This is a genomic window from Nocardioides sp. Leaf285 (genome assembly GCF_001422955.1).
In the GTDB taxonomy this organism is placed as follows: domain Bacteria; phylum Actinomycetota; class Actinomycetes; order Propionibacteriales; family Nocardioidaceae; genus Nocardioides; species Nocardioides kribbensis.
The window spans coordinates 272178-291568 of the sequence record NZ_LMNH01000001.1 but is presented as its reverse complement, the minus strand read 5'-3'; the positions used below and the strand labels follow the sequence as shown (position 1 = coordinate 291568).

15 protein-coding genes are annotated in these 19391 nt (G+C 76.8%); 12 read left to right on the top strand and 3 right to left on the bottom strand.

What is annotated here, in order from left to right:
* Positions 1–146 precede the first annotated feature (146 nt).
* The 6 genes from ASF47_RS01460 to ASF47_RS01435 are packed head-to-tail and all read left to right on the top strand — an operon-like array spanning position 147 to position 9662.
* A complete protein-coding gene (locus tag ASF47_RS01460) occupies positions 147–1433 on the top strand; it encodes a hypothetical protein (protein WP_156697679.1) in 1287 nt (428 codons plus the stop codon).
* On the top strand, positions 1426–2538 hold the full coding sequence (locus ASF47_RS01455) for a polysaccharide deacetylase family protein (protein WP_056862248.1): 1113 nt from the start codon (positions 1426–1428) through the stop codon (positions 2536–2538). The genes ASF47_RS01460 and ASF47_RS01455 overlap by 8 nt, the downstream gene beginning before the upstream one ends.
* Positions 2535–4478 (top strand): O-antigen ligase family protein, encoded by a 1944-nt coding sequence (locus ASF47_RS01450; RefSeq protein WP_056862247.1) that lies wholly within the window; start codon positions 2535–2537, stop codon positions 4476–4478. Before ASF47_RS01455 ends, ASF47_RS01450 begins: the two co-directional genes overlap by 4 nt.
* On the top strand, positions 4475–6865 hold the full coding sequence (locus ASF47_RS01445) for a glycosyltransferase (protein WP_056862246.1): 2391 nt from the start codon (positions 4475–4477) through the stop codon (positions 6863–6865). The genes ASF47_RS01450 and ASF47_RS01445 overlap by 4 nt, the downstream gene beginning before the upstream one ends.
* Positions 6862–8436, top strand: a complete 1575-nt coding sequence (locus ASF47_RS01440) for a flippase (protein ID WP_056862245.1) — start codon at positions 6862–6864, stop codon at positions 8434–8436. The genes ASF47_RS01445 and ASF47_RS01440 overlap by 4 nt, the downstream gene beginning before the upstream one ends.
* Positions 8433–9662, top strand: a complete 1230-nt coding sequence (locus ASF47_RS01435; protein WP_056862244.1) for a phosphotransferase — start codon at positions 8433–8435, stop codon at positions 9660–9662. Before ASF47_RS01440 ends, ASF47_RS01435 begins: the two co-directional genes overlap by 4 nt.
* Before the next feature lie 111 nt (positions 9663–9773).
* Here ASF47_RS01435 and ASF47_RS01430 read toward each other — a convergent pair whose 3' ends face one another.
* Entirely contained in the window at positions 9774–10820 is a 1047-nt protein-coding gene (locus ASF47_RS01430) for a GNAT family N-acetyltransferase (RefSeq protein WP_056862243.1), read from the bottom strand.
* A gap of 141 nt (positions 10821–10961) precedes the next feature.
* On the opposite strand from ASF47_RS01430, the gene ASF47_RS01425 reads away from it, so the two are divergent.
* The 4 genes from ASF47_RS01425 to ASF47_RS01410 all read left to right on the top strand — a co-directional run bounded on the left by ASF47_RS01425 (position 10962) and on the right by ASF47_RS01410 (position 15601).
* Positions 10962–11990 (top strand): GNAT family N-acetyltransferase, encoded by a 1029-nt coding sequence (locus tag ASF47_RS01425; protein ID WP_056862242.1) that lies wholly within the window; start codon positions 10962–10964, stop codon positions 11988–11990.
* Between the two features lie 149 nt (positions 11991–12139).
* Positions 12140–13288, top strand: a complete 1149-nt coding sequence (locus ASF47_RS01420; RefSeq protein ID WP_056862241.1) for an acyl-CoA dehydrogenase family protein — start codon at positions 12140–12142, stop codon at positions 13286–13288.
* Between the two features lie 205 nt (positions 13289–13493).
* The gene (locus tag ASF47_RS01415; protein ID WP_056862240.1) at positions 13494–15050 is read left to right on the top strand and encodes a S28 family serine protease; all 1557 of its coding nucleotides are present in this window, start codon (positions 13494–13496) and stop codon (positions 15048–15050) included.
* Positions 15047–15601, top strand: coding sequence for a GNAT family N-acetyltransferase (locus ASF47_RS01410; RefSeq protein ID WP_056862239.1), 555 nt, complete (start codon positions 15047–15049; stop codon positions 15599–15601). Before ASF47_RS01415 ends, ASF47_RS01410 begins: the two co-directional genes overlap by 4 nt.
* Positions 15602–16064: 463 nt before the next feature.
* On the opposite strand, the gene ASF47_RS01405 is transcribed toward ASF47_RS01410, so the two are convergent.
* Positions 16065–17615 (bottom strand): serine/threonine-protein kinase, encoded by a 1551-nt coding sequence (locus ASF47_RS01405; RefSeq protein WP_056862238.1) that lies wholly within the window; start codon positions 17613–17615, stop codon positions 16065–16067.
* A 154-nt stretch (positions 17616–17769) separates the two neighbouring features.
* On the bottom strand, positions 17770–18351 hold the full coding sequence (locus ASF47_RS01400) for a mycothiol transferase (protein WP_056862237.1): 582 nt from the start codon (positions 18349–18351) through the stop codon (positions 17770–17772).
* A 48-nt stretch (positions 18352–18399) separates the two neighbouring features.
* Here ASF47_RS01400 and ASF47_RS01395 point away from each other — a divergent pair, with 48 nt between their 5' ends.
* Both ASF47_RS01395 and ASF47_RS01390 read left to right on the top strand, forming a co-directional pair.
* Positions 18400–18870 (top strand): DinB family protein, encoded by a 471-nt coding sequence (locus ASF47_RS01395; RefSeq protein WP_056862236.1) that lies wholly within the window; start codon positions 18400–18402, stop codon positions 18868–18870.
* Positions 18871–19027: 157 nt separating this feature from the next.
* Positions 19028–19348 carry a hypothetical protein gene (locus tag ASF47_RS01390; protein WP_056862235.1) on the top strand — a complete coding sequence of 107 codons (321 nt, stop codon included), beginning with the start codon at positions 19028–19030 and terminating at the stop codon, positions 19346–19348.
* Positions 19349–19391 lie beyond the last annotated feature (43 nt).

The window sequence follows — 19391 nt, the reverse complement described above, 5'->3', positions numbered from 1 at the left end:
CGGGTGACCCCGGACGCCTCCCCGCGCCCGAGGGGACCACTCACGTGACGTGTCCCTCAGATTGGCCCTCACCCATCGTGGGTAGATCATGGGCTGACAGTTCCTCCGGGGGGAGGTTTCGCCGTGCCTGCAGGAGGAACCGCACGATGATCGAGACAGTTCGCCGCGCACTGCGCTGGCGGTGGCCGTGGATGGTGCTCGTGCTCGTGCCCGTCGCGGTCGTGGGCATCTGGTGGGTCGAGGCCCAGCCGACCCGCGCCGAGGCCGTCAGCGTCGTCGGCGTGACCCCGGCGTCGGTGGAGTACGCCAACCCCGACCTGGTGCAGCTCACCGTCAACCGGTACGCCGTGCTGCTCGCCTCGCCCACGGGGCTGCAGGGGGTCTCCGACGACACCGGCATCGACGTCGACGAGCTCGAGCGGGCGGTCTCGGTCGAGTCCAGCCTCGACTCGGCCAACCTGCGCATCGTGGTCGACGCCGCCACCGAGGAGCGCGCCGAGGAGATCGCCGACGCGGTCGCCGCCCACGCCCGGGTGCTCGGCGCCGACGACGACGCCACCGACGTCTCGGTGCTCTCCCCCGCCGTCGTCCAGGCCCCGCCGCTCACCGCCTCCAAGCGCGTGCTCGAGGCCGTGCTCCTGCTCATCGCCCTCGTGGTCGCCCTGGGCGCCGCCTGCGCCGTGGAGCTGGCCCGCCCCCGCATCCGCACCGGCGGCGACGCCGAGGCCGCCACCGGCGCGATGGTGGTGGCCGGCATGCGCCGCTTCCCCCAGCCCGGCCTGCTGCGGCGCAACGTCGTCAGCGACGACGAGGTGCTGCGCGCCGCGCGCGCCCTGCGCACCGGCCTGCTGGCCAGCGAGCGCAGCGCGCCGAGCGGCCCGATCTGCGTGCTCGGCAGCGAGCTCGGCGCCGGCGGCACCACCATCTCCTTCCTGCTCGCCCGCTCGGCCAGCGACGCCGGCGAGGCCGTGCTGCTCATCGACGGCGACCTCGAGGGCACCGGCCTGAGCAAGCACCTGCTGCTCCCCCAGGACGTCGGCCTCGACGACGTGCTCGCCGGGCGCGCCGACCTGGAGGCCGCCATCGACCGCGAGGGCCGCGTGCCCGTCGTCGGCACGCGCCGCAAGCTCGGCTCCGACGCCCTCACCGAGCGCCGCCTCGGCGAGGTGCTCAAGGAGGCCGCCGGCTCCTGGGAGCGCGTGATCGTCGACGCCCCGCCGGTCGGCAGCCAGGGCGCCGACGTCGTCGGCCTCCACGCCGCGTCGGTGCTGCTGGTCGTGCCGCTCGGGGCGCCGGTGCACCGGGTGCGCCGCGCCGCGCGGCGCCTGGCCCGCCACGGCATCCCCGTGCGCGGCGTCGTGCTGAACCGCGCGCCGCGAGGGGTCGTGGAGTCGATGCGCACCGTCGCGACCGTCAGCCACGCCGATGGCTGAGCCGCAGCCCGCCACCACCGGCTCCACCGCGGCCCCCGGTCGCCGCTCGCCGCTGCGCCCGTCGCGCTCGACGGTGGTGCTGATGTACCACGGCTTCTGCACCACCCGTCGCGCCGACGACCCGGAGAACCTCTTCGTCGAGGTCGCCCGCCTCGAGGAGCAGATGACCTGGCTGCTGGCCCACGGCTGGGAGGCGCTCGACCTCGACGGCTACCGCGACGTGCGCGCCGGTCGCCGCTCGGGTCACCGCACCTTCCTGGTCACCATCGACGACGGCTTCGACTCCGTCGCCGACCTCGCCGCGCCGGTGCTGCACCGGCTCGGCGTGCCCGCGGTGCTCTTCGTGCCCTCGGGCCTGGTCGGCGCCACCGCCACCTGGCTGCCCGAGCCCGCCTCCAGCCCGCTGCTGCAGCCCGAGCGGCTGCGCGAGCTGCCGGCGCGCGGCGTCGAGATCGGCCTCCACGGACGCGACCACCGCGACCTGCGGGGCATCGACCCCGACGAGCTGCACCGCCAGACGGCGCTGGCCCGCGCCGAGCTCGCCGACTTCCTGGGCGCCCCGGCCGCGCGGTGCGTGCGGTCCTTCGCCTACCCCTACGGCGCCCACGACCGCGCCGCCCGCGACGCCGTCGCCGCGGCCGGCTTCCTGGAGGCCTTCTCGGTCTTCGACGACGCCGGGCCGATGGCGGTCTCTCGCGTCGACGTCAACGCCACTGACACCCTGCGCTCCTTCCGGGTCAAGCTGATGCCGCAGTACCGCCGCGCCTGGCGCGCCCTCGAGAGCGCTCCCGCCCTGCGCCGCCTGGTGCACAAGGTCAGCACCCGCACCCCCAACCGCACCCCCGACGGCCCGCCCGAGGCCGCACCCACCGCCGTGCCGAGCGAGCCCCCCGTCGCCGAGGCGCCCGTCGCCGAGACGCCGGAGCAGGCGGCCTCGGAGCCGACCCCGATCAGGCGCCCGCCGCGCACCGGCGCCGCCCCCACGACCACGTCCACGTCCACGCACCGGACCACGACCCAGCGCGCGGCGTTCGCGTCCGCCCCCGAGCCCGACCCGTCGACCGGCACCACCCCGCCGGCCGACGGCAGGGGGCCCCGGGGATGACCACGCTGCTGCCGGCCGCGCCCGCGCGACCGGCCCGCGGACCGGCCTTCCTGGGGCCGCTCCGACCCCTCGTGCCGCTCCTGCCCGCCGCGCTGACCACGCTGGGCTGCGTCGTGGGCTGCGTGGTCGGCGGGATCGTCGCCGGTCTGCTGCTGGCCGAGCTCGGCGTGCGCTTCGGCCCGGCCGCGGTGGTGGCGGCGGTCGTGGCCACCGGCCTGGCCGCGGTGGTGCCGCGCCGCCCCGAGACGATGCTCGCGGCGGTCGGGCTGACCCTGCCGCTGGGCCCCGTGCCGGTCGGCCCCGTCGAGGTCGTGCAGCTCACGGTGGCCTTCGCCGTGGTCGCCCTGCTGGGCCGCGCCGCGCTGACCCACGGGCTGCGGCTGCCGGCCCCCGCGCTGGCGGTGCCGCTGCTGGCGATGCTGCTCAGCGCCGCGCTGGCCACGCCGCTGGCCCGCGGCAGCGACGTGGCCTTCAGGCTCGACGTACAGCTGCTGCTGCTGGTGCTGCTCGCCGTGGCCGCCGCCAGCGCCCTGCGCAGCCGCCGGGCGCTGGTGCTCGTCACCGCCTCGACCGTGGCGGGCGGGGCGGTCGCGGCCGGCTGGGCGCTGGTGAGCTCGGGGCCCTCGACGACGTTCTACGGCGGCGCGGTCGTCAGCGGCCGCGCCCAGGGCGTCTTCTCCCAGCCCAACGAGCTCGGCCTCTTCAGCGCCGTGCTGCTCGTGGTGGCCATCGGCTTCGGCACCACCGCGACCTCGCGCCGCCAGCAGCTGCTGTGCCTGGTGGCCGGTGGGCTGCTGGCCGCGGCGCTGGCGCAGTCGCTCTCGCGCGGGGCCTGGATCGGGGCCGTCGCCGGACTCGTCACGCTGGCCCTGCTCAGCCCCCAGGCGCGCCGCCCGATCGGTGCGCTGGCCGGGGCCGCCCTCGCGGTCGTGGTGGTGCTCCAGCTCGCGGGCGCCGGCATCGCCGAGGCGCTGCTGGCCCGCCTCGACAGCGTGCTCAACGCCAGCGACAACCCCTACGACCAGCGTGGCCAGATCTGGGCCGAGGCGCTGCGCCAGCTCGCCGAGCGCCCGGTGACCGGCCAGGGCCCCGGCGGTTTCCCCTACGCCGCGCGCGGCCTGAGCGGGGAGGGCATCGTGCTGGAGATCGAGCACGCCCACAACCTCTTCCTCGCCGCGGCCAGCGAGTACGGCGTGCCGGGCCTGCTCGCCCTCCTCGCGCTCATGGCCGGTGTCGTGGTGACCGCGGTGCGCGCCACGCGGCTGCTCGCCGCCGGGCCGCACCCCCGCGACGCCGGCGTGCCCGTGGCCCTGGCCGCCGCCCTCGTGGCCGTGGTGGCCCACGGCATGGTCGACTACCCGCTGCGCAACGCCGCCGTGGTCACCACCGTCTTCCTCGTCGTGGCCCTGCTGGGCGCCTGGCACCTCCACGGGGCCGACGTCGCCGCGCCGCCCGCGCCCGACCCCGCCCGGGCGCCCGACCTCCACCTCGCCGACGTGCCGGTCGTGGCCGTGCACCCCAGCCTCGTGCCCACCCCGGCCGGTCTCGCCGCAGCCGCCGCCCGCGGCGCAGGGCACCCCGCGGCGCAGCGCCCGCGGGCCGCGGCGCAGCGCCCGCGGGCCGCGGCGCGCTCCGGCGCGCGCCTCGCCGACCTCGCCGGCCGGGTGCGCGGCTCCGAGCGCCCCGACCTGCCCGGCGAGACCCGCGCCGCCGACCTGGCCGGCGTCGTGCGACCCGTCGAGCCGCGGCGCCCGACGCCCCCCGCCCCCGACCTGCCGGCGAACGACCCCGGTGCCCGCCCCGAGCACGTCCGCGCCGGCAGCACCCGCGACACTGGAGCCGGTCAGGTCGACCTCGACCCGGCCCACCGCACCACCCGCACCCCCCTCCCGCCGCACCAGCCCACCCGCGCCCCGCGCAGCACGGAGGACACCCGATGAGCAGCACCAGCACCGGCCCGACCGACCCGCTCGGGTCCGACGCCGGGTCGCGCGGCGAGCCGGTCACCGGGCCGGACGCCGGGTCGCACGCCGGGTCGGCCGCCGAGCCGGTCGCGACGCGTGGCGCCGCCGACCGTGCGGCCACTCCCCCGCTGCGGTGCGTGGTGGTGACGCCCTACGCGACCCTCGGCGGCTCGGAGCGCTGGCTGCTCGCGCTGCTCGACGGCGCCGCCGCCCGCCTCGACGCCGAGGTGTGGCTGCTCGAGGACGGTCCGCTGCGCGCCGAGCTCGAGCGGCGCGACGTCCCGACCCTCGTGCTGCCCACCGGCGCCGACGCCCGCTCGTTGGCCGCCCGCGGCGCCGACCTGGCGCGTCGCCTGCGCGCCGGCGACGCCGACGTGCTCCTCGCCAACGGTGTGAAGGCCGCGGCCGCCGCCGTGCCCGCCGCCCGGCTGGTGGGCGTGCCCGTGGTGTGGGCCAAGCACGACTTCTCCTTCGACTCCACCCTGGCCCGCCCCCTCGGGGCGCTCGCCGACGCCGTGCTCGCCACCTCGGCCGCCGTCGCCGCTGCCACGGGCCGTGACGACGTCGCCCTGGTGCCGCCGCCGCGCCCGGCCCGCGAGCCCGCCTCGCGGCTGGAGGCCCAGGCCTTCTGGTCGGCCGCGGGCGCGCCGGTGCCGGCCGACGCCCCGGCCGCCGGGCGCCGCACCCTCGCGATGCTGACCCGCCTGGTGGCCTACAAGGGCGTCGACACCGCCATCGCGGCGCTGGCCGAGCCCGCCGCCGCCGGCTGGGACCTCCTCGTCGTCGGACCCGACGACCCCTCCGAGCCCGGTGAGCGCGCCCGCCTCGAGACCCTCGCCGCCGACCTCGGCGTGGCCGGACGGGTGCGGCTCGTGCCCGAGGTCGACGACGCAGGCCACTGGCTGGCCGCCGTCGACGCCGTCGCCGTGCTCACCCGCAGCGCCGGGGCCTTCGGTCGCGAGGGCTACTCCCTCGTCGCGCTCGAGGCCCTCGCCGCCGGCGTGCCGCTGCTCGGGGGCCGCGGCAACCCCGAGGTCGAGCGGATGGCCGCCGCCGCGGGCCGGGTCGTGGCCACCGGTGACCCCGCGACGCCCGACGGGGCGCGGGCCGTCGCCGACGTGGCCCGGGGCCTCGCCGAGCTGGGCGACCCCGACGTACGCCGCGCGACGCGGCTGGGCGCCGAGCGCCTCCACGCCGCCCACCCCGACGCCGCCACCTGCACCGCCCTCACCGTGGGCCTGCTGGCCGAGACCGCCGGTCGCCCCGGCGCCGGCCTGGCCCCGGCCGAGCCGGTCACGGTGCTCACCTGCTTCAAGGACGAGGCCGGACACGTCGACGCCGTTGTCGCCCGCGTGGTCGAGCAGCTCGGCCCCGACGACGAGTACCTCCTCGTCGACGACCACTCCACCGACGGCACGAGCGAGGAGCTGGCCGCCTGGGCGCGCCGCGAGCCCCGCATCCGCGTGCTGCCCGGCCCCGGGATCAACCTCTCCGCGGCGCGCAACCACGGCTTCGCCCACGCCACCCACGCGGTCGTCGCGTGCACCGACGCCGGCGTCGAGCCCGCCCCCGGGTGGCTCGACGCGCTGCGGACGCCCTTCGCGGAGCGGCTGCCCGCCGCGCCGAGCGACACAGCGGCAGCGGCCGACCAGGGCGGCCCCGCCAGCCCCCTCGGCCCCGACGCGGTGGCCTCCAGCGGCCGGGGCGTCGACCTCGTGGTCGGCGTCTACGAGGTCGACGGCGGCGACCCCTGGCGCGACGCCGCGCGGCTCGCGCTCTTCCCCGCGGTGGCCGAGGCACGCCGGCGCACCCCGCTCGTGCGGATGGCCGGCACGCTGACCGGTCGCCGCTTCGACGCCGCCCGCCTCGACGGACGCTCCATGGCCTGCACCGTCGAGGCCTGGAAACGGGCCGGCGGCTTCGACGAGTCCCTCTACTCCTCCGAGGACGCCGTCTTCGGCTCGGCGGTGCGCGCCGCCGGCGGGCGCAGCGTGCTCGCCCTCGACGCGTGCGTGACCTGGGCCCAGTCGGGCCGGATCGGCGAGACGGCCGCGATGTACCGCAAGTACGGCGAGTGGGGCGGGCGCGCCGGCTCCTGGCCGCTGGTCAGCCGCGACCTCGTGCGCGGCTCGGCCTACCTCGTCGCCCCCGTGCTCGCCGTCCGCGGCGGCGCCGCGACCCGCGCGCTGCTGGCCCTGGGAGCACTGGGCTACCTCGCGGTGCCGCTCAGCCGCGCCCGGGCCGAGCACGCCGACCCCGCCACGGTGGCCCTGATGCCCCTCGCGCTCGCCCTCAAGGACGTCGCCAAGGCCGTGGGCTGCGCCCGGGGCAGCCTCGGCCGGCTGCGAGGGGACCGCGCGTGACCTCACCGCACCCGCCGGCCCCCGCGAGCGGCCCGGCCGGCCCCGACGAGCCCCCGGCAGACACCCCGACCGACACCCCGGCCGAGACCCCGACCGACACCTCGGGTGACACCCCGTCACCGACCTCGGGCGTCGGCGAGCTCAGCCGCCGGGCGGCCCTCAACACCGCCGTGCGCAGCGTGGCCGAGATCCTCGGCAAGGTGGCGACCCTGGCCTGGACGGTCGCGGCCGCCCGCACCCTGAGCACCGAGGACTTCGGTGCCATCTCCTACGCCCTGACCCTCATGCTGCTGCTCAGCTCGGTCGCGGCGTGGGGCTTCGACGCCGGCCTGGTGCGCCGCGGCGCCGCCGAGCCCGACTCCCTGCCCCGGCTCTACCGTGCCACCCAGGTCGAGAAGACCGGGCTCGGGCTGGTCGTCTTCTCCGTCGCCTCCCTGGTGGCGGTGCAGTCACGCGCCGACACCGGCACCTGGGTGGTGATCGTGCTCATGGTGCTGGCCGGCTTCCCCGAGATGTGGAGCCAGAGCGCCCGCGGTGCGGCCGCCGTGCGGCAGAGCGCCGCGGCGGTCTCCAGCGCCCTGGTCGTGCAGCGGCTGGTCACCGCCGTGGTCATCGTGGCCGCCCTGGCCCTCGGCCTCGGACCGGTCGGCGTGGCGTCGGGCTTCCTCGTCGGCACCCTCGCGGGCTGGGGCGCGCACGTGCTCGCCGTACGCCGCCTCGACCTGCACACCCGCACCCGCGAGCTGACCCGCGAGGACCTCGCCGCGGCGGCCTCAGGCACCTTCCTGCTCGGGGTCTCCAGCCTCGTGCTGATGCTGCTCTTCCGCCTCGACGCCGTGCTGCTGGCCGCGCTCAAGGGCGACGAGGCGGTGGCGGTCTACTCGGTGGCCTACCGGCTGCTCGAGACGGTCCTCTTCGTCACCCACGCCATCAACCAGGCCGTGCTGCCCGTGCTCAGCTCGACCTCCTCGACCCTGCGCCGCCGCAACGCCTTCGAGCGGGGCGTGGCCGTGGCCGGCTTCGTCTACCTGCCCTTCGCCGTGGTCTGCGTCGTCGAGGGCGAGCGGGTGCTGCGGCTGCTCTTCGGGGCGCCCTACGGCGAGGCCGCGGCCCCCGTGCTGGCCTGGCTGGCGCCCGCGCCGATGCTCTTCGCGATCGCCTTCTTCGGCAACTCCCTCATGCTGGCCCAGCAGCGCAACCGGCTGCTGCTGGCCTCCTCCGTGCTCGCCCTGGTCGTCAACACCGGGCTCAACCTGGCCCTCATCCCGGCCTACAGCGGGGTCGGCGCCGCGATCGCCACCAGCGTGGCCTACCTCGCCCAGAGCCTGCTGGTCGTCTACGTCGTGCGCGACCTGGAGGACCGCCCCCGCCTGCTCCAGCCGCTGACCTCGGCCGCCCTGGGCGGCGTCGTGCTCCTCGGCGTGCTGCTGGCCCTCGACCTGCCCGTGGTGGTCGAGCTCGCCCTCGGCGGCGTGGTCTACCTCGCGGTGTGGGCGCTGGTCTCGCGGCGCCTGGCCCCCGACCAGTACGCCATGGTCGCCGGCGTCGCCCGGCGGGTCGCGCGCCGGTGAGCGGCCGCTACGCGCGGGTCCGCCGGCCGCGGCGGGCCCTGGTCTCGACCGACCTGCCCTGGCCGGCGCTCTTCCTCGGCGAGCAGCTCTCCCACGCCCTCAACCACGGCCTGCCCGCGCACCGGCGCAGCGGGCCGCTCGCCGCCGCGGTCGGACGCCGCGGCCTGCCCGCCCCCGCCGTCGCCTCCCTGGTCGCCCGGCTGCCGCACCGCCCCGCCCCGGCCACCGACGCCGTGCTCGACGCGGTGCGCGAGGCCTGGCCGACCCTCGTCGCGGCCGCCGGTGGCGCCGGTGGCGGCGGTGGTGGCGGTGGCGGTGGCGGTGGTGAGCCCCGCCCCGGACGTCTCGCCGGCGACGCGCCCGCGCGGCTGGCCGCGCTCGAGGTCGACCGCTCGGGGCGCCGCTTCGTCTTCGTCTTCGCCGACGCCCCCCACCCGCTGCTGGTGCTCAAGTCGCCCGACGCGACGGCCGACGGCGCCGCCGAGGCCGAGGCCCTCACCCGCGCCGCCGCGCTCGGTCTCGCCCCCCGCTGCCTGGGCCGCATCGCCGGGCTGGAGGCCCAGGAGGGGCTCGCGGGCCGGCCGCTGTGGGTGCGGCCACCCGGGCGTCCCGGCTGGAGCGGCGCCTACGCCGACGCCTACGCCTCGCTGGGCTCCGGCCTGGAGCGGCTCGCCTCCGCCACCGCGGTGCCCGGCGGGCCCGACCGGCTGCTCGCCGACGCCCAGCCCGCCCTGCCGCTGGTGCGCTCCCCCCGCACCCGGCTGCTGGTCGAGGCGGCGCTGCGCGACGTACGCCGCCTCACCCACCGCAGCCTCCAGCACCACGACCTCTCGGCGCAGAACTGGCTGGTGCGCGACGACGCGCTGGTCGGGCTCGTCGACTGGGACACCGCGATGCTCGACGGCGTGCCCGGCCACGACGCCCTGCACGCCGCGGTGTCGCTGCTCGAGCACGGCGTCGGCCTGCGCTCCCGCTCGCCCGAGCGCGTGCTGGGCACCTTCACCCGCGCCTGGCACGAGGAGCCGCTGCTCGCCCAGGCCCGGCGCGCCCACCGTGCCTGCCTGGTCGCCGCCACCGGCTCCGAGGCCCTCGCCGACCGTCTCGCCGAGCCGCTCCAGCTGGCCTTCTTCGCCCGCCGGCTGGGCTGGGTCGCCGTCGGCGACGGCCACGCCGCCCTCGACGTCGACACCGCCGAGCGCATGCTCGACCACGTCGCCCGCGGCTGAGGGTGCGCCGCCCGCGCCCCGTCTTACTGACCGTTGCGACCACTGGCTGACAGTCCTGACGGTCGGCCAGTGGTCGCAACGATCAGTAGGACGCCCCGCCGAGCGGGCCCCTCAGCGGGCGGCGGCCGGCTCCGAGACCGCGGCCCGCTCCTCGGCGGCGACCTCGCGGTGGTGGCGGCGCACGAGGGCGGCGCGCACGGCCACCCGGCCCCGGGCGGTGCGGGCGTGGGCGATGCTCTCGATCATCGGCTCGCGGGTGGCGAAGCGGCCCTTGTAGCCCTCGTCGCCGCGCAGGAAGCGGAACTCGCGCAGCCCCGACTCCAGGGCGGCGCGGATGATGCGCACCATGAGCACGAAGCCGACCGACTCGTGGTCGTGGTCGGGGTCGCGGCCCAGCTGGTAGCAGTACGACGCCCCCGCGAACTCGAAGACCAGCGCCGTGGCCACCGGTCGGCCCGCGATCTCCAGGAACCACAGCCGCAGCCAGCCCTGGGCCAGGGCGGCGCGGGCGAAGGCCGCGGTGAAGCCGCCCTGCCGCTCGTCGAGCAGCGGGCTCTCGCCCTCCCAGCGGCGCGCGTGCAGGTCGAAGAGCGTGGCCAGGTCGGCCTCGATGGTCTCCGCGGTGGCCAGCCGGTAGGTGACGTCGTGGGCGTCCTCCAGCTTGGCGGTCTTGCGGCGCATCTGGGCGCGCAGGTTGCGGCTGCGCGAGGCGAGGAAGGACTCCCAGTCGTCGTGCTCCACGAGGTCGACCACCGGGCTGACCTCGCTGCTGACCTGACGCCCGCCGAGCGGCTGCCACCACGGCTCGTCGAGCGGCATGTCCTGGAGCAGCACCACGTCGGCGCGGACCCGTCCGCCCTCGAGGGCCTCGCGCAGCAGCGCCTGGGCGCGCGGGCGGTGCTCGGGGGCGCAGACGGGGCCGAGCTGGTCGGCCGGGCCGTGGCCGATGAAGCGGGCCTGGCGCAGCACCCGGCCGGTGACCACCAGCGGCAGCACCACCGTGGGGTCGGCGAGGTCGTCGCACAGCACGTCGGCCTGCGCGCCGTCGCCGTAGAAGTCCCACCAGCACGACGCCCAGGTGTGGGTGGCGAAGAGGTTGCCGGCGTCGTGCGCCAGACGGTTCCACGCGGCCGGGGAGGGGCCGGCGGTCAGAGGCATGCGCGGAGTCTAGGGTCCGTGCGACCCCACCGTGGGTCGTTGAGCCTTTACCCGGACCACCGGGGTGAGGTGCGCCCCGCACGGGCGGCGGGCGCTCCACCCGCGGCCCGACCGGCCGCGGCTCCTGCCTAGGCTTGCCCGATGCGCACGGCAGCGGCACCCGACCTCGGCGCGGTGCGCCGGCTGCAGGGAGCGGCCACCTCGGTGGTGCAGGACGCCGAGTGGCTCGAGAGCTGCGCCGCCGTCTTCGCCGAGCCCCGCCGCACCCGCGTCGTCGCCGTCGACGGCGCGGTGGCCGTGCTCGCCCACGGCGGGCCCCGCGCCCCGTGGTGGGAGGTGCCCGGCGCGGTCGAGGTCACCGAGCCCGTCGACGTGCTCGCCGCCGACGCCGACGCCGCCGCCCGGCTCGCCGAGGCCCTCGCCGCGCAGGCGCTGCCGCTCATGCTGCGACGGGTGCCGCGCGACTCCCCCGTCGTCGACGCGCTCGAGCGGGCCTACGGACCCCGCGCCGTGCGGGTGCGGCGCGACGGGCCCGGCACGCCGTACGTCGACCTCGCCGGGCTGGACGCGCCCGACGCGGTGCTCAACCCCGGGCGCCGCTCCGACCTGCGCCGGGCCCGCCGCCGCGCCGAGGCCCTCGGGCCGCTCGGCGCGCAGGTGCACGCGCCCGGGCCCGGGGAGGTCGACGCACTGCTCGACGCCGCCCTGGCCGTGGAGCTGCGCAGCTGGAAGGGCCCGGCGGGCACGGCCCTGCTGCGCGACCCGGTGCGCGAGGGGTTCTACCGCCGCTACGCCCGGGCCGCGGCCGGCGCCGGCGTGCTGCGCGTGGCGCTGCTGCACGTGGGCGACGACCTCGCCGCGATGCAGCTGGCCGTGGAGCGCCACGGGGCGCTGTGGCTGCTGAAGATCGGCTACGACGAGGCCTTCGCCCGGGTCTCCCCGGGCCAGCTGCTCCTGGCCGAGGTGATCGGCTGGAGCCTGGGGCGCGGCCTGGAGCGCGTCGAGATGCTCGGCCAGGAGGAGGCGTGGACGCGGGTGTGGACCCCCCACGTGCGTCCCCACGTGCAGCTCGGGCTGTTCCCGCGCTCGTCGCGCGGACTGGCCGCGCTCGGGGTCGGCGCGGCCCAGCAGACCCGGCGTCGGGTCTCCGACCGGCTCGTCCGCGGCTGAGCCGCCGGGTCGCCGAGGGGCGCCGCGGGCGGTGTCGCGACGCGTGCGACACGGCGTCGGGCGAACCTCGGCGTACCTCTTGAACTGTGACAGTACCGCTGTCACAGTAGGGCGTGCAGGCACCGTCCCGACCCCCGAGAGGCCGCCCCATGAGCACCGCCAGCTCCATCTACGAGACCGAGCACGACGACTTCCGCGCCATGGTGCGCTCCTTCATGGAGAAGGAGGTCGTGCCCTTCCACGAGCAGTGGGAGAAGGACGGCCAGGTCAGCCGCGAGGTGTGGACCAAGGCCGGCGCGCAGGGCCTGCTCTGCTTCGACGTCGACGAGCAGTACGGCGGCATGGGCATCCAGGACTTCCGCTACAACATGATCGTCGCGGAGGAGATCTCCAAGGTCGGCGCGAGCGGGCTCGGCTTCCCCGTGCACACCGACATCATCGTCCCCTACATCTCCTCTCTCGGCACCGAGGAGCAGAAGCAGCGCTGGCTTCCCGGCCTGGTCAGCGGCGAGCTGATCTCCTCGGTCGCGATGACCGAGCCCGGCGCCGGCTCCGACCTGCAGGGCATCAAGACCTCCGCGGTCGACAAGGGCGACCACTACGTGCTCAACGGGTCGAAGACCTTCATCTCCAACGGCATCATGAGCGACCTGGTCATCGTCGTCGCCCGCACCGACCCCGACGCCGGCCACCAGGGCATCAGCCTGCTCGTCGTCGAGCGCGGCACGGAGGGCTTCGAGCGCGGCCGCAACCTCGACAAGATGGGCCTCAAGGCCCAGGACACCGCCGAGCTGTTCTTCGACAACGTCATCGTGCCGAAGGAGAACCTGCTGGGCGAGGAAGGCCAGGGGTTCATCTACCTCATGGTCAACCTGCCCCAGGAGCGCATCTCCATCGCCGCCATCGCCGTCGCCGCCTGCGAGCACGTGCTCGACCTGTGCCTGTCCTACGCCAAGGAGCGCGAGGCCTTCGGCCGCCCGATCGGGAAGTTCCAGCACAACCGCTTCCTGCTGGCCGAGATGGCCACCGAGGTCCACATCGCGCGCGTCTTCGTCAACGACTGCGTCATGCGGCTCAACGCCGGCGACGTCGACACCTCGCTGGCCTCGATGGCCAAGTGGTGGACCACCGAGCTGCAGAAGAAGCTGGTCGACCAGGGCGTGCAGCTGCACGGCGGCTACGGCTACATGATGGAGTACCCCATCGCCAAGGCCTACGTCGACAGCCGCATCCAGACCATCTACGGCGGCACCACCGAGATCCAGAAGGAGATCGTCGGGCGCTCCCTCGGGATCTGAGCCACGCACGCCGGCGACGGTGGTCGAGGAGCGAGCGCCAGCGAGCGGCCCGGTGGTCGAGGAGCGAGCGCCAGCGAGCGGCCCGGTGGTCGAGGAGCGAGCGCCAGCGAGTGTCTCGAGACCACCCACGCCGGCGACGGCCCCGTCACGACGGGGGTGTCGCCGGCGTCTGCTTGGGTGGAGCCCCACGTCTCGGAGGTCCCCCGTGCCCCTCGCTCCTCCCCGCGCCCCACGCCGCTCCCGGCGCCCCGGCGCCGCCCTCGGCGTCGGTCCCGGCGTCGGTCCCGTCGTCGGTGTCGTCGTCGGTGTCGTCGTCTCCGGCCTGCTGCTCGGCGGTCTGCTGCCGGCCGGCCCGGGGCTCGCGGCCGCCCCGTCGACGGCCTCGGCGACGGCGGCCGACCGCCCGGCCCACGCGTCCGCCGAGGTCCGCCGGGCCCCGCGGCACAGCCTGGAGGAGCGGATCGACCGGCTGCCGCACGTCGTGGGCGTGAGCCGGCGCGGGCCGCGCGTGCTCGACGTACGGTTCCGCCAGCCGGTGGACCACACCGTGCGCGGCGGGCCGACCTTCGTGCAGCGGGTCGTGGTCACCCACCGCGGCGTGGGTCGGCCCACCGTCGTGACGACCAGCGGCTACTCGCTGCCCGGGCCCGACCCGACCGAGCCCACGCGCCTGGTCGACGGCAACCAGGTCGGCTTCGAGCACCGCTTCTTCGGGCGCTCGCGCCCCACCGACCTCAGCCCCGAGTCGTGGCGGACCTACCTCACCCTCGAGCAGGCCGCCGCCGACGAGCACCGCATCATCGCCTCGCTGCGCCGGCTCTACCCGCGCCCGTGGCTGAGCACGGGCGTCTCCAAGGGCGGCATGGCCGCGGTCTACCACCGCAGGGCCTACCCCGACGACGTCGCCGGCACGATCCCCTACGGCGCGCCCGACGACGTCGTCGACACCGACGACGCCTACAGCGACTTCCTGGACCGGGTCGGCACGAGCGCGGGCTGCCGCGACCGGCTCGTGGCCCTGCAGCGGGCCGTGCTGGTGCAGCGCGAGGCGCTGGCGCCCCGGTTGGCTGACCTCGGCCCCACGAAGATCCTGGGCGGGCCCGACCGGGCGCTGGAGTTCCTCGCCACCGACCTCGCCTTCGGCTTCTGGGCCTACCGCGGGCAGGAGGCCTGCCCGACGCTGCCGCGCGACCCCGCCGCCCTGAGCCCGCGACGGTTGTGGGCCGAGGTCACCGACGTCTCGCCCCCGATCGCCTACGTCGACCCCGTCCTGCGCACCTACGCGCCCTACTACGTGCAGGCCGCCACCCAGCTGGGCTCGCCCCAGCTCGACGAGTCGGCCCTGGCCGACCTCCTGCGCCACCCCGGCGCCAACACCGCCGCGGAGCTGGTGCCGCGTCGGCTGCGCCCGCTCGCGCTCGACCCCAGCGCCATGCCGGCGGTCGACGCGTGGGTGCGCGAGGAGGCGGAGCGCGTGCTCTTCGTCGACGGCGGGGTCGACCCCTGGCACGCCGAGCCCTTCAGCTGCGGCGACGACCCGGCCGCGGCCGCGGCCCGCGCCTGCCTCACCACGGTCGTGCCCGGCGGCACCCACGGCGCCCCGATCGCCGACCTCCCCGACGCCGAGCGCGACCGGCTGGTGCGCACGGCCGGCCTGGCGACCTCGAGCGCCGACCTCGCCCCGCGGGGCTGGGCCGTCGCCGAGGACGGCCCCACCCCTGCCCGCCTGAGGGGCCTCGCCCCGGCGCGGGTCCTGCGGTGAGCACCGGCCCCGAGCTGCGGGTGGCCGCCACCGAGGAGCTGGTCGCCGCGGAGCTGACCGCGCTGCGCGCGCTGTGGCACGACGCCTTCGACGGCGACTTCGCCGACACCGACGCCGACCACGCGCTCGGCGGCGTGCACGTGCTGGCCCACCTCGACGGGGTCCTGGTCGGCCACGCCAGCGTGGTGCCCCGCAGCATCCTGGTCGGCGAGGGCGACGCGCTCACCGTGTGGGACGCGGGCTACGTCGAGGCCGTCTGCACGCTGGGGCCGGTCCGCGGCCGCGGCGTGGGGCGCGCCGTGATGCGCGCCCTGCAGGAGGAGCTCGTCGCCCGCCACGACCTGGGCGTGCTGAGCACCGGGGTGCCGCTGTTCTACGAGTCGCTGGGGTGGCGCTCCTGGCGCGGCCCGTTGTACGTCGTGCGCGCGGGTGGGCGGGAGCGCACCCCGGAGGACGACGACGGCCTGATGGTGCTCACCGTCGACCCCGACCGCCCCCTCGACCTCACCGCGCCCATCGCCTGCGAGGAGCGCCCCGGCGACGACTGGTGACGGCATCCGCGCGCGGCGGCCTGCCGTCGTCTGCGCAACCAGCGCAATTGCGCGCGGGCGACCGCGGCCCCGGCTGAGGTTTGCGCGGTCCGTGCCAGGTGCGGGGCCCGTCGTCTGCGCAACCAGCGCAATTGCGTGCGGGCGACCGCGGCCCCGGCTGAGGTTTGCGCGGTCCGTGCCAGGTGCGGGGCCCGAGGTCTGCGCAAGCAGCGCAATTGCGCGCGCACGACCACGGCCGCCGCAGGGGTTTGCGCGATCCGCGCCACGCGCAGGGCCTGAGGTCTGCGCAAGCAGCGCAATCGCGCGCTCCCGACCACCGCCACCGCAGAGGTTTGCGCTGTCTGTGCCGCGCGCGGAGCCCACGATCTGCACGAGCAGCGCAATTGCGCGCTCCCGACCACCGCCACCGCAGAGGTTTGCGCTGTCCGCGCAGTGCGGGGGCCGCGGGCGGTCGGGGGCCGGGTCAGCCGACGACGGCGTCGCCGACGATCAGCCAGGTGCCGTCGGTGGGCTGCAGGGTGAGTCGGCGCACCTCGCTCTGCTGGCCGCCCCCGGAGGAGTAGGTCAGCGACACGTCGACGGTGCGGCCCGAGCCCGACGTGCCCGTCACGGTGACGGCGTCGATGCTCGACCAGAAGGACGCGTAGTCGTCGTAGCTGCCGACCCGGGCCTGCAGCTGCGGCGACAGGGCCGGCCAGGTCTGGGACGGGTCGCCGGGCAGGGCTGCGTAATAGGACTGCACGAAGGCGGCCGGGCTGCTGCTCGGGGCCTGGTCCGCGGGCGTCGGCGTCGGGGTCGGCGTCGGCGTGGGAGTCGGGGTCGGAGTCCGCGTGGGGGTCGGCGTCGGCGTGGGCGTCGGGGTCGGCGTGGGGGTCGGAGTCGGAGTCGGCGTGGCCGAGCGGTCCCGCCCGTTGCCGTTGCCGGCGCCGTTGCCGGTGCGGGCGGAGGCCTGCTCGGCGCGCCCGGCCTCGTCGACGCCGTCGTCGCCGACGACCAGCGCGACCGCTCCGCCGGCCAGGGCCAGCACGAGGAGCACGACCGCGGCGAGGAGCCACGGCGCCCGACGCCGCCGCGAGCCGTCGTCCGAGGCCCCGGCCGGGGTCGGCGCCGGCACCGGGACGGGCACCGGGGCCACGGCGGGCACGGTCCTCGTGGCGATCACCTGGGTCGCGATCACCTGCGTGGCGTCGGCCCGAGCGGCGCCGGCGGGCACGGCGCGACCGGCGGCCAGCGCGCGCAGCGACTCCGCCGCCTCGGGCATGCTCGGGCGACGGGTGGGGTCGGGGTCCATCATCTGCTCGACCACGGGGCCCAGGGCCTGCGCGCGCTGCGGCGGCGGTGGCGGGCCGTCGGCGATGCGGGCCAGCACCTCGAGCGCGCTGCCCTCGCCGTAGGCACGGCGGCCCTCGACCGCGGCGTAGAGCGTGGCGCCCAGGGCCCAGACGTCGGCGGCGGGCGTGGGGTCGTCGCCGCGCGCCAGCTCGGGCGCGAAGTAGGCGGGGGTGCCGAGCACCAGACCGGTGCCGGTGAGCTGGTCGTCGCCGGCGGTGCGGGCGATGCCGAAGTCGGAGATCTTGGCCGTGCCGTCGGAGGTCACCAGCACGTTGCCGGGCTTGACGTCGCGGTGCATCGTGCCGCGGGCGTGGGCCGCGGCGATGCCGTCGGCCACCTGGGCGCCGATCGCCGCCGCACGCCGGGGCGTCAGCGGACCGTCCTGGTCGACGACCTCGGTGAGGTTGCGCGACGCGACGTACTCCATCACCAGCCACACCTCCCCGCCGTCCTCGACCGCGTCGAGCACCGAGACGACGTTGCGGTGGTTGAGCGCGGCGGCCGAGCGGGCCTCCCTCAGCGCGCGGGCGCCGTCGACTGCGACGCCCGGCAGCGCTCCCGCCCTCTTCACCGCGACGTCGCGGCCCAGGGTCTCGTCGTGGCACAGCCAGACCGCGCCCATCCCTCCACGGCCGATCTCGCGCACGATCCGGTAGCGGCCTGCGATGGGGTCCGGCGTCATATGGCTCCTTCGTCGGGCCCGGGGCCCGGGGTCTGTCGGCGCGGCAGGGGTCTCCCCGACGCGTGGTCGACCACCCAGTGCACCACAGGCCGCCAAGCACGACGACCACCCCTGAGGGTGCCGACTTACGGTGTATGTCACATGGTCGGGGGCCTCAGCCTCCCACCCAGTACGCCGGCGGGTCCTCCCCGACCCGGCCGTCGACGGCCTCGCGCAACAGGTCGGCGTGGCCGGTGTGGCGGCCGTACTCCTCCAGCAGGTCGCACAGCAGCCGGCGCAGGCTGGCGTGCCGCCCCGCGTCGTCGGCCATCGCCACCTCCTGGTCGAGCCCGCCGGCGGCCAGAGCGGCGGCCAGGCGGACGCGCGAGCGCGCGACGGCGCCGTCGTAGAGCGCGTAGAGCACCGCGGGCGACTCGTCGGCGGCGGACGCGAAAGACCAGTCGTCGGCGGGCGGCGCGGTCATCCCGGCGAAGTAGGCGTCCCAGGTCGGACCCAGCGGGTCGTCGGACAGGCGACAGGCGAAGACGTCGTCCTCCACCAGGGCCAGGTGCTTGAGCAGGCCCCCCAGCGTCATGGCCGAGACGCCCACCCGGGCGGACAGCCCGGCGGCGTCGAGACCACCGGCCTTCCAGCGGAAGGTCGCCCGCAGCCGGTCGAGCGACCCGACGAGGTGGTCGACCTCGTCGCCGGCCAGCGGGATCTCCCAGGGCATCGCGGCAGCGTCGTGTCGGTCCATGGCCACACGCTAGGCCCGGGCACCGACGTCCGTCGCTAGCCTGCCGGCATGGCCCACTCCCCCGACGACGAGCGGACGCTGCTCGCCGACGCCCTCGACCGCCAGCGCGAGGAGGTCGTCGCCGTCCTCGACGGCCTCGACGACGACGAGGCCCGCGCGCGCCTCGTGCCGTCCGCGACCACGCCGCTGGGCCTGGTCAAGCACCTGACCTTCGTGGAGCGGGTCTGGTTCCACTCACGGGTCGCCGGTGTGCCGCGCGCCGCGCTCGGTCTCCCCGACACCGTCGACGAAAGCTTCGTGATCGACGAGGAGGACACCGTCGCCTCGGTGCGCGCGACCTACCTCGCCGCCTGCGAGCGCTCGCGCGAGATCGTGGCCGGTCGCGACCTCGACGAGACCTACTCCTCCCACCACGGCGAGACCAGCCTGCGGGCGGTGCACCTGCACCTGCTCACCGAGCTGGCCCGCCACGCCGGGCACGGCGACATCCTGGTGGAGCTGCTGCGCTCCCAGCGCTGAGCCGCCCGAGCAGCAGGCGCCGCAGTCATGCGAGGGCGTCGCGGTGCGCACCGCCGAAAATCGGGGACGCCGCCGCGCCAGGGGCGACCCGACCACCGCCCCGCGGGACCGTGGCGATCCACGCGCACCGAGGCGCGCCCGTCCACCAGGAGCAGCCATGCACCGCACCCTCGTCCTCAGCAGCACGCTCGCCGTGGTCGCCACGGCCCTCGTGGTCAGCACCCCCACGGCCGGGGCCACGACAGCCCAGTGCGCCGACCGCACGAGCCCCGACAAGGTCGAGCTGGCCTACGAGACCACCAGCGTCGCGCTGCCCGCCGGCACGGTCGTCTGCTACAAGGCCGGCACGCAGGTCGCGACGGCGACGGTCGGCGACGACGGGCTGCTGACCTCCACGCTGGCCAACCGCCGGGGCATCGCCCAGGCCATCAGCTACTACGTCGTCGTCGCGGAGCCGCCCTGCTGCGTCCTGCCCTGACCCCCACCCACACCAGACCCCGGCGGCGGTCGGCCGACCCCCG